Source organism: Aquabacterium sp., from assembly GCF_049274795.1.
Classification (GTDB): domain Bacteria; phylum Pseudomonadota; class Gammaproteobacteria; order Burkholderiales; family Burkholderiaceae_C; genus Aquabacterium.
In genome coordinates this window covers 41400-54131 of record NZ_JBASTH010000073.1, presented here as the reverse complement: position 1 = coordinate 54131, position 12732 = coordinate 41400, and the positions used below count along the sequence as shown (strand labels likewise).

The following is a 12732-nucleotide window of genomic DNA, read 5'->3' as shown; positions in this document are numbered from 1 at the left end:
CTGTTCAGGCTGGGCGGGCCCGCCTGCCCCCTTTTCAGATGCTGTGATCGTTTCCGTCGTTGCCATAGCATGAAGTGGTCATAGACCCATCAAGGCAAGGCAGCCATGAACGAAGCAGAATACAGGGGCATGAGCCAGGTCGTTGCGCCTGTGATCAATGCAGAGGCGGAATTACGCAACCTCAAGAACCGCGCATCCTCGGCCTGCAAGGAGCTTGAGCAGATCATCAAGCTGCAGACCAAGCAGCAACAGAAGGATGCGCCGCAGTACCTGAAGGCGTTTGCAGAAGTCAAGCTGCTGGACAAGGCCTTGCCCACGGCACTCAGTGCCGCCGCTGCTGTGCTCAAGCTGGCATCTGACAAGAACAAGGCCATGGCCTTGTCGGTGGCCGATGCCAAGAAGACGCTTCTGACCACGGCCAAACCCTTGCACGTGGCCTATGAGTTGGGCGTTAGTGCCAGAACAGCATGGGAGCAGGCCAAGAGGGCGGCGAGGCCCGAGGGCTACAAGCCTCCCACGTTCGTGGTGGCGACAGCCAACTACTGCGAGTCGTATGAGCACTACATCAACGAATTCAAGATCGGCCTGGGCAAGTGGTCTGTTCAGCCCAATGCCGGCATGAACGATGTGGAGTACAAGGGCGCCATTGAAGTGGTCTCGCCGGTGATCAATGCGGAAGCGCAGCTGGCCAATCTCAAGAACCGTGTGGCATCGGGATGCAAGGAGCTTGAGCAGATCGTCAAGCTGCAGACCAAGCAGCAGCAGAAGGATGCGCCGCAGTACCTGAAGGCACTGGCGGAAATGAAGCAGCTGGACAAGACGCTGCCCGCCGCGGCCAATGCGGCCACTGCATTGCTCAAGCTGGTGGCCGACAAGAAGAGCTTCATGAAGTTCGGCGTGGCCGACGCCAAGAAGGAATTCATGAGCATGGCCAAGCCCTTGCTGGCAACCCATGCGTCCAGTGTCAGCGCGAGGTCGGCCTGGGATCAGGCCAGGAAAGCTGAACGGCCAACCGGGTACAAGCCCCCGACATTCATCGTGGCGAGTGCCAACTACTGCGAGCAGTATGAGCACTACATCAACGAATTCAAGGGGTCGCTGGGCAAATGGCGATGATGGGTTTCAGGCCCTGACCACGGTGACCGAGCACTGCGCCTCGGCCACCACCTGGGCGCTCACACTGCCCAGGTAGCGCCTCAAGCTGGAGGTGCCTCGCGCGCCCATCACGATGTGGTCCACCTGGTTCTTGGTGGCGAACTCGACGATGGCTGCAGCGGTGTCGGGCGATTCGAGCACGTGGAAGGTCAGGTGCCGGTCGTCCATCTCCAGCGCCTGCTGCAGCGGCCGCGCCCAGTGGCGGATGGCCACCAGTTGCTTCATGTGCAGGCTGTGGCCTTCGTCGTCCGTGAGCTTGTCCATGCCCACGCGGTTGATCTTCATGACGCTGACGCAGGCCAGGCGCGCGCCGGGTTCGATCATCAGGATGCGGCGTACCGTGGCCAGCAGCTTGGCGTCCAGCGCAGGCGTCGAGTTGCGCACCCCGATGGCCACCATGATGATCGGGCTGCGTTCGAGTTGCTTGGCCACGGAGGTTTCCGCGGCGGGCTCATGGCCCACGGCCTTGAACCAGCGGCCCAGCTTGCTCAGGGTGCCGGCGGTGCGTGCTTTCTCGGCGCGTGCGGTCAGGGGGATCTGTGCGGGGTTCTGCAGGTCCAGCGCCAGTTGGGCCGCGCTCTGGTAGCGCTGCTCGGGGTCGACCTCCAGGCAGCGCAGCACCACCTCCTGGAACCAGGCGGGCAGGGCGGGGGCCAGCACGCGGGGCGGGATGGGCTCGGTGTACAGGCGCTTGCGCAGCCCCGACACGCTGGTGGGCTGGCCGAAGGGGCGCTCGCCCGTGGCCAGGTGGTACATCAGCACGCCCAAGGCGAACAGGTCGCTGCGCGGGTCGTTGCGCACGAACTGCACCTGCTCGGGCGACATGTAGGGCCCGGTGCCCATGGGCAGCTCGAACTCTTCTTCCAGCAGGTCGGGCAACTGGTCGTGGCGCGACAGGCCGAAATCCACCAGCACAGCCTCGCCTGATTCGCGGAACATGATGTTGCTGGGCTTGATGTCCAGGTGCACCACGTGCTGGGCGTGCACGGCATGCAGGGCCTGGGCCACGCGCGCCCCGATGCGCGCCACCTCGTCGACCGGCAGCGGGGCCCGGTCGAAGCGTGGCTTGAGCGTGTCGCCGGCGATGTGCTCCATCACGATGTACGGCTGGCGCGTGAAATCACCCCGTGCGATGTAGCGCGGCACGTGTGGCCCGCTCAGGCGGGGCATGATCATCTGCTCCACCTCGAAGCCGACGATGGTGGCCGGATCCTCGCCGCCCTTGAAGCGCGGCACCTTCATGATCAGTGGCAGTCCGATCTCGGTCGCTGGCGTTGCGCCCACGCGGCGCACGGCCCACAAGGTGGCCATGCCGCCCTGGTGCAGGCGCTCCACCAGTTCAAAATCATCCAGCCGCTGGCCGGGCTCCAGGCGCAGGCGGGGGCCTGTTGATTCGGTGGGCTCCACGGGCTGCACAGGGGGCTCAGCGGCCATGGTGCAGGCGCTGCGCCATCATCTCGGGCAGGCCAGCCTGGGTGATGCGCTGGGCGGCACCTTCGTGGTCGTAGGGCACGCGCTGGAAGGTCAGGGTGTCCTGCTCGTCGTCATAGAGCGCGTAGCAGGCGGCCGGGTTGCCATCACGCGGCTGGCCCACCGAGCCAGGGATGGCCAGCCAGCGCCGTGCGCGCGACAGGGGGATGGCCACGCCAGGCACGGGCTCGAACTCCCCAGCCTTGCCGGTGCCCGAGAGGTGGTACAGGCGCGGCTCATGCATGTGCCCGCAGAACACCAGGTGGGCATCGGTGGCGTACAGGCTGCGCATGGCTTCCATGCGGCCATGGATGTAGCCCCACTCGGCGGGGGCGTGGGCATTGGCGTGGGCGGCCAGACAGTCGCCGAAGGTGGCTGTCAGCGGCAGGCCGGCCAGGAAGGCGCGCTGTTCGGCATCAAGCTGTTGGCGTGTCCAGGCCAGGCTGGCCTGCACATGCCCGTGCATGCCTTCGTGCGCGCCGACCACGGCCGCGTCATCGTGGTTGCCGCGCACGGCCACGGCGCCTTCGGCCACACGCTGTTGAACGAAGCCCAGCACCCAGCTGGGGTCGGCGCCGTAATCGACGTAGTCACCCAGCAGCACCAGGCGGTCGAAGCCTTCCGACTGGGCATGCTCCCAGACTGCCTCCGTGGCTTGGCGGTTGGCGTGCAGGTCCGAGAGCAGGGCGAACTTCATGGCAGGAACACGAGCGGCGAGATCCGCCAGTGTAGGCATGCTCGGGCATGCCTTCCATCCGGGGTTCCCGTCAGATGGGCTCCCACCCGCTTTCGGTCACCGGCTGAGGCGTGCGGTTCAGGTTGGCTTTGGCGGACGCGTGCGTCATCGCCGGCTGCCCATGGTGCGCCGTCAAGGCCTTGGGTTGTGGTGCGCGGGCGCGGCTGCTCACCGGCGCGGGCGTCAAGGTCGGGGCCTCTGCATGGGCGGTGGGCGCGCTCTGCTTGGCCTGGCGGCGCAGGCTCACGGCATCGGGCATGCCGCTCTGCTGACCGGCCTCCAGGCGGAACACCTGCACGGTGGACGACACCACCTGCGCACGGCCGGCCAATGCCATGGACGAGGCGGCGATCTGCTCGACGGCCGCGGCGTTTTGCTGCGTGATGGTGTCCAGCTGCGCGATGGCGCTGTTGATCTGCGAGATGCCCGTGAGCTGTTCGTTGGCACCGTGGCTGATCACATCCACCAGCGAGCCCACCTGTTCGACCGATTTCAGCGCCTCGGCCATCGTGGTCTTGGCGGTCTCGGTCAGGCGGCTGCCGGCACTGATCTTCTCGGCCGAATCGGTGATCAACTGCTTGACCTCCTTGGCGGCCGTGGCCGTGCGCTGGGCCAGGGCGCGCACCTCCGAGGCCACCACCGCAAAGCCCCGGCCCTGCTCGCCAGCGCGCGCAGCTTCGACCGCGGCGTTCAGCGCCAGGATGTTGGTCTGGAAGGCGATGCTGTCGATCACCTGGATGATCTCGTTGATGCGGCGCGAAGAGTCCTCGATGGCGCTCATCATCTGCGTCACGTCGTCCACGGCGGCGCTGCTGCGTTGCGTGACGGCGGTCGTTTCGTGCGCCAGCGAGGCAGCCTTCCTGGCCGTGTCGGAGGTGGTGCGCACGGTGCCCGTGATCTGCTCCATGGAGGCAGCAGTCTGCTGCAGGTTGCTGGCCTGCATCTCGGTGCGAGCCGACAGATCCTGGTTCCCAGAGGCGATCTCTTCAGTGGCCACCATCATCTGGTTGACCTCGTTGCGGGCATCGCGCACGATGGAGCGCAGGTTCACATTGAGCTGGTTGAGCGACTGGGCCAGTTTGCCGACCAGATCCTTGCGGTCGGATTCGATGTCGGATGTGAGGTCGCCGGCGGCCATGCGGTTGGCGCGCACCAGCAGCCCTTCGAGCGGCTTGAGCGTGAGCGCGCGGATCAGCAGGCTGGCGCCGATGCCCAGCCCGGCCATCACCACGGCGCCCAGCAGCAACTCCAGCACGTTCAATTTATTGAGGCCGCCTGCGGACACCACACCCGCGCCGTAGGCCACCACAGCCGTGACCAGGCTGATCAGCATCATCTGCCCAACCAGGCCCAGGCGGGCGCTGTTCTGCAGCTTGCCCAACGCATCGGCCCTGATCAAGTGGCCGCCGTCCAAACGGTGCAGGATGTGACCTCTTTCTTTTTCGGCGCGCATGGTGGCGTAAAGCTGCTCTGCCGCCTGCACATCGGCGCGGGCCGGCAGCGTGCGCACCGACATGTAGCCCATCGGCCGGTCGTTCTCCATCAGCGGCGTGACATTGGCCTTGACCCAGTAGAAGCTGCCATCCTTGCGGCGGTTCTTGACCATGGCCGACCAGGGCTGGCCGGAAGCGATGGTGACCCACATGTCGCGGAAGGCTTCTTCCGGCATGTCAGGATGGCGGATCATGTTGTGGGGCTGGCCCAGCAACTCGTCGCGGGTGTAGCCGCTGACCTGGATGAACGCCGGGTTGCAGTAATTGATGCGACCTTTGAGATCCGTGGTCGACACCAGTGTTTCACCTGGCGGGAAAGGATACTCGTGCTGGGACACGGGCAAATTGACGCGCATAGGGCCTCCTGAACATCACTTGAAAGATGCGCAGGGCTTACTGCGGTGCCGTCCCTGCTACGGCGATGCCCTTTGGAAAAGGCATTCGTGGAAGATAGGTCTTCCGGACAAACGTATTGTGTGCTGAATTGCCATTTAATGGTGGCAATTTCAGAGATTCAAAACCCGGTTCACTGTCAGGGTTTCAAGCTCGGCCACAATGCTAGGGTGGTTGCACGGCAACTTCAATCAAAATCGCACACCAACGTGAAGACCCCAGAACAAGAAGCGGCGTTGCGCTCCATTCGCAAGTTGATTGAGTTTTGGCGCATTTCCCCCGACGAGCTTGAATTCGACGCATCGAGCATGCCGTCGGAATTCCCCGAGATCGCCATCCTCCCTCCCAAATACCGGCACCCCGTGTCGGGTGATACCTGGGACGGCCAGGGCTCCCAGCCGCAATGGCTGCGTGAAGCCCTGACGCGGGGTGGTTATACCGTCGATGAACTGCGCCATGCTCCGCCCGATGACCACGGGCTGGAACACTGAGCGTTCAAGCGCGTCGCTGCGCACCCATCAAACCCCTGACCTGGGGTTTTACAAGTTGACACACCCCGCCACGCATCGGGGTGGGTTGAAATACGTTTTTTTGACAGCGTAGTCGCCCCTCGCATGGCCGGGGCATTCCCGCCTTATGCGTGACAAGAACGACCGTTCGATTTTGGCGTGGTGGACCATCCTGGGTTTGGGCCTGGGCTTGATCGTCCTGTCGGCATTGCTGTGGGTATCCCAGGGCAGCCCGGATGCACGCCATCGGGCACTGGAGCGGGATCTGGAGCGTCTGGCGCCCGTGGTTGAAAACCTCAGCGCAGGGCGCGAGCCGGATGCCCGCATGCTCGAAGAGGTCAGCGACAGCGCCCTGGCGCCCTTGCTGCAAGCCTTGATCGATGCATCCCGCCAGCGGCGGCAGGCCTTGCTGACCTACCAGACGCAGATCGAAGCCGTGGGGCTGGGCGAGGGCCTGCAGCCATCGACCCTGGTGGTGCCGGCGGGCCGCCACAGCGTGCGCCAGAAACTCACGCAGTTGAACACCGCGCTGGACGATCTGGCCCGGCAGGATCAGTTGATCCAGAGCCGTCTGGACGAGGCCCTGGGCCAGTGGCTGCAGCAGGTCCCGGGTTGGGACGATGAAGAGCGCCGCAAGACCTTGCTCGCCACCTCGGCCGACACCACCCAGACCATGACGGCCTTCTTCGAGGTGGAGCGGGGCATCGTGCGCCAGGTGGAGGCCCTGCTGACCCACCTGGACAAAGTGGGCAAGGGCGTGGCGCTGGAAAACGGGGCGCAGCAAGAACTGGTGTTCTCCAAGGCCGCAGACCTGAACTACTACCGCGCGGCCTTGCTGGCGCTGGGCGATCTGGGCCGCCGTGAGCAGCAGTTGCTGGCGCAGGCGCAGCAGTCAGCTGGGCAGCACGCGCGCCTGGTGGGGCATTGGCTGACGGCATCGTCGGTGCATGCGTCGCGCTGATCAGTGCTCATCATCCAATGCTGGAAACAAAGCCTTCTTGATGATGGCATGCACGCCCAAATTGCCATCGACCACCTGTGTGATGCCGAAGTCCACCCCCACTGACAGCAATGACGTGCAGCGCAACGAGATTTTCGGCAGCAAGGCTGCGCTGGAAGATCTGCTGGGCGCCGAGGTGCCGGATTTCTGCTATCCCTGCGGCCTCTGCGACCAGCGCTCCCGCGATCTGGTCGAAGAGGCCGGCTACCGCACCGGGCTGACCTGCATCCGTGGCGCGGCCAACACCTCGCACAACCCGTTTGATCTCACGCGCAAGGCCATTTCCTACGGCGACAACTTGATCGGCTTCATGTGGAAGGTGCACATGAAGCATGAGCGCAAGGGCAGAAGCAGGGGGTGGCGGCCCCGACAGGAATCGAACCTGTACTTGACCCTTAGGAGGGGTCCGTGATATCCATTTCACCACGGAGCCGGCACGGCCGTGATTGTGCCTCAGGTTTGTGCCCCGGGCTCCGAGGGGTACCGCGTTGGCGCAAGGCCGTGCTTGCTGATTAGAAGGGCCGTTAACCCCCTAAGACACCCCAAAGGGGGTTCCCGTCGGCCCTCATCGTCCGGACAATGACGGCATGTTCCGTTCATCCCGAGTCCATCTGCTGCTGCTGACCCTGGTCCTGAGCTCCCTGGCCGCCGTGCTGCTCTGGGGGATCCTTCAGCTCGCGCCGGACGACGCCATGATGGCCACGCCCACCAGCCCGGCCGTGGCCAGCCTCAGCCACGTGCTGCATCGCTGACAGGCTCAGCCGGGTTCAGCGCTTGGCGGGCACCAACCTCACGTGGGTGATCTCCGAGGGCGCCCCAAATCGCTTGGGCGGCCCCCAATAGCCGGTGCCCCGGCTCACATAGATCCACAAGCTCTGCAGCCGGTGCAAGCCGGCGGTGTAGGGCTGCTGCAGCGGCACGAACAGGTTCCAAGGCCAGAACTGGCCGCCGTGCGTGTGGCCTGACAACTGAAGATCGAAGCCAGCCTGGGCGGCCTGTGACGCACTGCGGGGCTGGTGCGCCAGCAGCACCTTCACGGCCGCGTGCCCGGGGGCATTGGCCAGGGCCTTCACGGGGTCGCTCTGGTGGCTGGGGTCGAAATGGTGGGCGGTGTAGTCCGCCACGCCGGCCAGCACCATGGCGTGGCCCTCGCGCTCGATCACCACATGCTCGTTGAGCAACACGGCGATGTCCAGCCGGCGCAGCTCCTGGATCCAGGCGTGGGCGCCGGAGTAGTACTCGTGGTTGCCTGTCACGAAATAGGTGCCGTGCTTGGAGCTGAGCGTTCCCAGGGGCGCCACATGCTCGGCCAGCTCGCGCACGCTGCCATCGACCAGATCGCCCGTGATGGCGACCACATCGGCCTGCAACCCGTTGACGCGCTCGACGATGGCCTGCAGGTAACCGTGCCGGATGGTCGTACCCACGTGGATGTCGCTGATCTGGGCGATGGTGAAGCCGCGCAGGGCCTCGGGCAGGTCGTTGATGGGCACATCCACCTGCACCACCGACGCTGTGCGGCGCGCGTTCAGGAAGCCCAGCAGGCTGGCCAGGGCTGCCAGCAGCGGCACGGTCTGGGCCGAGGTGGCCAGGAAGGCGGTGGAGGGCTGCGCCTGCGGCCAGATCAAGGCCAGGCCATGCGCAGCAGCCAGCAGCAGATCGCGCCCCAGGGTGAGCACGAACAGGGATGAGAACAGCCCCATGAAGAGCAGCCCGGTCCATGACACCCAGACCTTGGCCCGCGAGCCCCGCATGCGAAAGGCGATCAGCGACAGCGGCACCAGCATGGCGGATGCCAGCAGCACGGCCGCCAGGCTCCAGGCGCCCCATAGCGGCAGTAGCGGCCCCAGACGCCAGCCCACATAGGCGTGAACGGCGGCGGACAGCGCGAAGAGAAAACTCAGGCTCATGAGGGCACCAGGTGGAGGTGGTGCCGCTTCATTTCAAGGGCCGCGGCTTGTCAAAGCGCCTCAGGCCGCCTTGAGCATGCCCTTGGTCTCGATGAAGCCGATCACCTCGCTCAGACCATCGCGCGTCTTCAGGTTGGTCATCGCGAAGGGGCGGGTGGGGCGCATGCGCAGCGTGTCGGACTTCATGATGTCGAGGTTGGCGCCCACGTGCGGGGCCAGGTCCGTCTTGTTGATGACGAACAGGTCGCTCTTGGTGATGCCGGGGCCGCCTTTGCGCGGAATCTTCTCGCCGGCGGCCACGTCGATCACGTAGATGGTCAGGTCGCTCAGCTCGGGGCTGAAGGTGGCGGCCAGGTTGTCGCCGCCCGATTCGATGAAGACGATGTCGGCGTTGGGGTACTTGGCCAGCATGCGGTCGACGGCCTCCAGGTTGATGGAGGCGTCTTCGCGGATGGCGGTGTGCGGGCAGCCGCCCGTCTCCACGCCCATGATGCGGTCCGGGTCGAGCGCGCCGGCCACGGTCAGCAGGCGCTGGTCTTCCTTGGTGTAGATGTCGTTGGTGATGACGACCAGGTCGTACTGCTCGCGCATGGTCTTGCAGAGCATTTCGAGCAGGGTGGTCTTGCCGGAGCCGACGGGGCCGCCCACGCCCACGCGCAGGGGCGGGAGCTTCTTGGTGCGGTTGGCGATGTTGTGCAGGTTGCTGCTCATGATCTGAAGAGGCGTGAGTACTGGGTTTCGTGCTGGCTGCTCAGGATGGCCAGCATGGGGGTGAAGGCCTGGCGCTCGCCGTCGCCCAGCGCCATGGCGTGATTGATGGCGGCGGGGATGGTGTCGATCAGGGATTGCAGGATGCGCTGGCCGGCGCTCTGGCCCAGGGGCACGGCCTTGATCGCGGCCTGAGCCATGTTCTCGGCCCAGCCGAAGGTGAAGCTGACCAGGGCTTCGCGCACGGTGGCAGGCTGCGCAGGCGCGCCTTTAGGCAGGCATTGCGCCACGGCCAGCCCGAAGGCGACGGGCCAGGTGGGGGCGGGGGGCAGGGCGGCGCAGGCGCTCAGGCGTGGATCGGTCGCGGCCGCCGATGCCGTGGTGGCCGATGCGTTGGTGGTGCTGCCGAGCGGCTGCGGCGGTGTGCCATCCATCCGGCGGTTGCGCAGCCACTCCACCAGCGAGCGGCCCATCTGCTCGGCCTGCAGGCGCAGCTCGGATGTTTCGCGGGTGTGCAGCACCCAGTCGTTCAGTTCGGTGATGCGGGCGATGTCACCGCGCTGCCAGGCGGGCACGGCGCGGGCCAGCACGGCCAGGTCGGCGCGGGCCAGGCTGAGCAGCAGTTGATCACGCAGCCAGGCGCTGGCGCTGGCTTCGTTGCTCACCAGGCCCTGGTCGATGGCGGCCTCCAGCCCTTCGGAGTAGCTGAAGCCGCCAACCGGCAGGGCGGGCGAGGCCAGCCACATCAGCTGCAGGCGGGTGGCGTCGGTCACCGGCGGGGCGGTGCGGCGCTGGCGGTGGGTAAGGACGCGGGGCATGGGGCTGAAAGGCGCGATCAGTGATCGTGGCCGCAGCCCGGGCCGTGCTTGTGGCCGTGGTCGTGCTTGTGATCGTGCGTGTGACCATGATCGCCATGCGTGCCGTGGTCATGGCTGTGGTCGTGGCCATGGTTGCAACCGGGGCCGTGCACGTGCGGTGCGGGGGCGGACGTCACCGCGATGCCGATGGGTTTGCCGCGGGTGGGTGCAGGGCTGGCCTTGGGGGCGTGATCGTGATCGTGCGAATGCCCATGACCATGCCCACCCGTCGCATAGGCGCCGCCCTCGGGCTCGAACGCGGCCTGCGCCTCGTTCACGATCAGGTGCATGGCGCGCAGCATGTCGGCCAGCACGTGGTCGGGCTCGATCTTCAGGTGATCGGGCTTGAGCTCGATCTGCACGTGGCGGTTGCCCAGGTGGTAGGCGGCGCGCACCAGGTCGAAGGGGCTGCCGTGCTCGCTGCAGGGCGTGATCACCAGAACGGGCTGGGGCGCAGCGATCACGCGGACCATGGAGCCGTCTTCGGCCACCAGCACGTCACCGCCACGCACCAGCGTGCCGCGCGGCAGGAAGATGCCCAGCGTGCGGCCGGTGCTGTCGGTGGCGTCGAAGCGGCTCTTCTGGCGCACGTCCCAGTCCAGCTCGACGGTGGCGGCGCGCTTGAGCAGCACGGCGGCCAGGCCCTGGCCTTGGGGGAGGATCTTGTTGACGGTCAGCATGGCGGTCGGGCGGGGCGGCTGCCCCGTGATAGTCGGGAATCAGCCGCCAGTGTCGGTCAAAACAGGAAGTAGCGTTGCGCCATGGGCAGTTCGGTGGCCGGCTCGCAGGTGAGCAACTGGCCGTCGGCGCGCACGTGGTAGGTCTGCGCGTCGATTTCCATTTTGGGCAGGTAGTTGTTGTGGATCATGTCCCGCTTGGTGACGCTGCGGCAGCCACGCACGGCCGACACCTGCTTCTTCAGGCCATGCATCTGCGGCACGCCGGCCTGGATGCCCGCCTGGCTCAGGAAGGTGAGCGAGCCCTTGGCCGTGGCGCCACCGAAAGCGCCAAACATCGGGCGGTAGTGCACCGGTTGCGGTGTGGGGATCGACGCGTTCGGATCGCCCATGGCGGCCGAGGCGATGAAGCCGCCCTTGATCACGATGCTGGGCTTGATGCCGAAGAAGGCCGGGCGCCAGATCACCAGGTCGGCCCACTTGCCCTCTTCGACGCTGCCCACTTCGTGCGCCACGCCGTGCGCCAGCGCGGGGTTGATCGTGTACTTGGCCACGTAGCGCTTGACGCGGCCGTTGTCGTGGCGATCAGGGTCACCGGCCAGCTTGCCGCGCTGGGCCTTCATCTTGTGGGCGGTCTGCCAGGTGCGCAGGATGACCTCGCCCACGCGGCCCATGGCCTGTGAGTCGGAGCTGAACATGCTGATGGCGCCCAGGTCGTGCAGCACGTCCTCGGCGGCGATGGTCTCGCGGCGGATGCGGCTTTCGGCGAAGGCCAGGTCCTCGGCGATGGACGCGTCCAGGTGGTGGCACACCATCAGCATGTCGAGGTGCTCGTCGGCCGTGTTGACCGTGTAGGGCATCGTCGGGTTGGTGGACGAGGGCAGGAAGTTGGCCTCGCCGACCACACGCATGATGTCCGGCGCGTGGCCGCCACCGGCGCCTTCGGTGTGGAAGGCGCACAGGGTGCGGCCCTTGGTGGCGCCCATGGTGTCTTCGACGAAGCCCGATTCATTGAGCGTGTCGGAGTGGATGGCCACCTGGGTGTCGGTCTCTTCGGCCACGCTCAGGCAGCAGTCGATGGCCGAGGGCGTGGTGCCCCAGTCTTCGTGCAGCTTCAGGCCGATCACGCCGGCGTCGATCTGCTGGCGCAGGGCTTCGGGCTGGCTGGCGTTGCCCTTGCCCAAAAAGCCCAGGTTCATCGGGAAGGCCTCTGCGGCCATCAGCATGCGGGCGATGTTCTCGGGGCCCGAGGTGCAGGTGGTGGCGAAGGTGCCCGTGGCGGGGCCCGTGCCGCCGCCGATCATCGTGGTCACGCCGCTGTTGAGGGCCTCGTCGATCTGCTGCGGGCAGATGAAGTGGATGTGCGAATCGATGCCGCCGGCCGTGACGATCATGCCTTCGGCCGCGATGATCTCGGTACCCGGGCCGATGACGATGTCCACGCCGGGCTGTACGTCAGGGTTGCCGGCCTTGCCGATCTTGAAGATGCGGCTGCCCTTGAGGCCGATGTCAGCCTTGACGATGCCCCAGTGGTCGATGATGAGGGCGTTGGTCAGCACGCAGTCGACGGCGTCCATGGCGCCGGGGCCGTTGGGCACCTGGCTCTGGCCCATGCCGTCGCGGATGGTTTTGCCGCCGCCGAACTTCACTTCTTCGCCATAGCCTCCGGCCTGCAGGGTGAAGTCCTTCTCGACCTCGATGATGAGGTTGGTGTCGGCCAGGCGCAGGCGGTCGCCCACGGTGGGGCCGAACATCTCGGCGTAGGCCCGTCGCTGGATCGTTGCCATCTTGTGGGGTGTCCTTCTTGTGTCTTGTCAGGCGTCA

The 12732-nt window shown here is 66.1% G+C and carries 13 protein-coding genes and 1 tRNA gene; 4 read left to right on the top strand and 10 right to left on the bottom strand.

What is annotated here, in order from left to right; genetic code table 11:
• Positions 1 to 129 precede the first annotated feature (129 nt).
• The gene (locus tag WAQ08_RS11200) at positions 130 to 1116 is read left to right on the top strand and encodes a hypothetical protein (RefSeq protein WP_422191657.1); all 987 of its coding nucleotides are present in this window, start codon (positions 130 to 132) and stop codon (positions 1114 to 1116) included.
• 6 nt (positions 1117 to 1122) lie between these two features.
• On the opposite strand, the gene WAQ08_RS11195 is transcribed toward WAQ08_RS11200, so the two are convergent.
• From WAQ08_RS11195 to WAQ08_RS11185, 3 genes are all read right to left on the bottom strand, one after another.
• A complete protein-coding gene (locus WAQ08_RS11195) occupies positions 1123 to 2589 on the bottom strand; it encodes a protein kinase domain-containing protein (RefSeq protein WP_422191656.1) in 1467 nt (488 codons plus the stop codon).
• Positions 2579 to 3322 carry a metallophosphoesterase family protein gene (locus WAQ08_RS11190; protein WP_422191655.1) on the bottom strand — a complete coding sequence of 248 codons (744 nt, stop codon included), beginning with the start codon at positions 3320 to 3322 and terminating at the stop codon, positions 2579 to 2581. The genes WAQ08_RS11195 and WAQ08_RS11190 overlap by 11 nt, the downstream gene beginning before the upstream one ends.
• 70 nt (positions 3323 to 3392) lie before the next feature.
• Entirely contained in the window at positions 3393 to 5210 is a 1818-nt protein-coding gene (locus WAQ08_RS11185; RefSeq protein WP_422191654.1) for a methyl-accepting chemotaxis protein, read from the bottom strand.
• 72 nt (positions 5211 to 5282) lie between these two features.
• Between WAQ08_RS11185 and WAQ08_RS11180 the strand changes: the two genes are divergently transcribed.
• Both WAQ08_RS11180 and WAQ08_RS11175 read left to right on the top strand, forming a co-directional pair.
• Positions 5283 to 5738 (top strand): H-NS histone family protein, encoded by a 456-nt coding sequence (locus tag WAQ08_RS11180; protein WP_422191653.1) that lies wholly within the window; start codon positions 5283 to 5285, stop codon positions 5736 to 5738.
• 145 nt (positions 5739 to 5883) lie between these two features.
• On the top strand, positions 5884 to 6717 hold the full coding sequence (locus WAQ08_RS11175) for a hypothetical protein (protein WP_422191652.1): 834 nt from the start codon (positions 5884 to 5886) through the stop codon (positions 6715 to 6717).
• Positions 6718 to 6727: 10 nt separating this feature from the next.
• On the opposite strand, the gene WAQ08_RS11170 is transcribed toward WAQ08_RS11175, so the two are convergent.
• Positions 6728 to 7090: a hypothetical protein gene (locus WAQ08_RS11170; RefSeq protein ID WP_422191780.1), complete on the bottom strand. Its 363-nt coding sequence runs from the start codon at positions 7088 to 7090 to the stop codon at positions 6728 to 6730.
• 24 nt (positions 7091 to 7114) lie between these two features.
• A tRNA-Arg gene (locus WAQ08_RS11165) sits at positions 7115 to 7189 on the bottom strand.
• Between the two features lie 154 nt (positions 7190 to 7343).
• Here WAQ08_RS11165 and WAQ08_RS11160 point away from each other — a divergent pair.
• Positions 7344 to 7508 (top strand): hypothetical protein, encoded by a 165-nt coding sequence (locus WAQ08_RS11160; protein ID WP_422191651.1) that lies wholly within the window; start codon positions 7344 to 7346, stop codon positions 7506 to 7508.
• 15 nt (positions 7509 to 7523) lie between these two features.
• Here the strand turns inward: WAQ08_RS11160 and WAQ08_RS11155 are convergent, their stop codons facing one another.
• The 5 genes from WAQ08_RS11155 to ureC are packed head-to-tail and all read right to left on the bottom strand — an operon-like array spanning position 7524 to position 12695.
• On the bottom strand, positions 7524 to 8666 hold the full coding sequence (locus tag WAQ08_RS11155; protein ID WP_422191650.1) for a metallophosphoesterase: 1143 nt from the start codon (positions 8664 to 8666) through the stop codon (positions 7524 to 7526).
• 60 nt (positions 8667 to 8726) lie between these two features.
• A complete protein-coding gene (ureG, locus tag WAQ08_RS11150) occupies positions 8727 to 9377 on the bottom strand; it encodes an urease accessory protein UreG (RefSeq protein WP_422191649.1) in 651 nt (216 codons plus the stop codon).
• Positions 9374 to 10192: an urease accessory protein UreF gene (locus WAQ08_RS11145; protein ID WP_422191648.1), complete on the bottom strand. Its 819-nt coding sequence runs from the start codon at positions 10190 to 10192 to the stop codon at positions 9374 to 9376. Before WAQ08_RS11145 ends, ureG begins: the two co-directional genes overlap by 4 nt.
• Before the next feature lie 17 nt (positions 10193 to 10209).
• A complete protein-coding gene (gene ureE, locus WAQ08_RS11140) occupies positions 10210 to 10911 on the bottom strand; it encodes an urease accessory protein UreE (RefSeq protein WP_422191647.1) in 702 nt (233 codons plus the stop codon).
• A gap of 56 nt (positions 10912 to 10967) precedes the next feature.
• Positions 10968 to 12695 (bottom strand): urease subunit alpha, encoded by a 1728-nt coding sequence (gene ureC, locus WAQ08_RS11135; protein WP_422191646.1) that lies wholly within the window; start codon positions 12693 to 12695, stop codon positions 10968 to 10970.
• Positions 12696 to 12732: the final 37 nt, after the last annotated feature.

Bases quoted from the DNA above. Each gene is read 5' to 3' on its own strand.
- ureC (WP_422191646.1), bottom strand. From the start codon at position 12,695: ATGGCAACGATCCAGCGACGGGCCTACGCCGAGATGTTCGGCCCCACC.
- WAQ08_RS11195 (WP_422191656.1), bottom strand. From the start codon at position 2,589: ATGGCCGCTGAGCCCCCTGTGCAGCCCGTGGAGCCCACCGAATCAACA.
- ureE (WP_422191647.1), bottom strand. From the start codon at position 10,911: ATGCTGACCGTCAACAAGATCCTCCCCCAAGGCCAGGGCCTGGCCGCC.
- WAQ08_RS11170 (WP_422191780.1), bottom strand. From the start codon at position 7,090: ATGCTTCATGTGCACCTTCCACATGAAGCCGATCAAGTTGTCGCCGTA.
- ureG (WP_422191649.1), bottom strand. From the start codon at position 9,377: ATGAGCAGCAACCTGCACAACATCGCCAACCGCACCAAGAAGCTCCCG.
- WAQ08_RS11160 (WP_422191651.1), top strand. From the start codon at position 7,344: ATGTTCCGTTCATCCCGAGTCCATCTGCTGCTGCTGACCCTGGTCCTG.
- WAQ08_RS11200 (WP_422191657.1), top strand. From the start codon at position 130: ATGAGCCAGGTCGTTGCGCCTGTGATCAATGCAGAGGCGGAATTACGC.
- WAQ08_RS11145 (WP_422191648.1), bottom strand. From the start codon at position 10,192: ATGCCCCGCGTCCTTACCCACCGCCAGCGCCGCACCGCCCCGCCGGTG.
- WAQ08_RS11175 (WP_422191652.1), top strand. From the start codon at position 5,884: ATGCGTGACAAGAACGACCGTTCGATTTTGGCGTGGTGGACCATCCTG.
- WAQ08_RS11155 (WP_422191650.1), bottom strand. From the start codon at position 8,666: ATGAGCCTGAGTTTTCTCTTCGCGCTGTCCGCCGCCGTTCACGCCTAT.
- WAQ08_RS11185 (WP_422191654.1), bottom strand. From the start codon at position 5,210: ATGCGCGTCAATTTGCCCGTGTCCCAGCACGAGTATCCTTTCCCGCCA.
- WAQ08_RS11190 (WP_422191655.1), bottom strand. From the start codon at position 3,322: ATGAAGTTCGCCCTGCTCTCGGACCTGCACGCCAACCGCCAAGCCACG.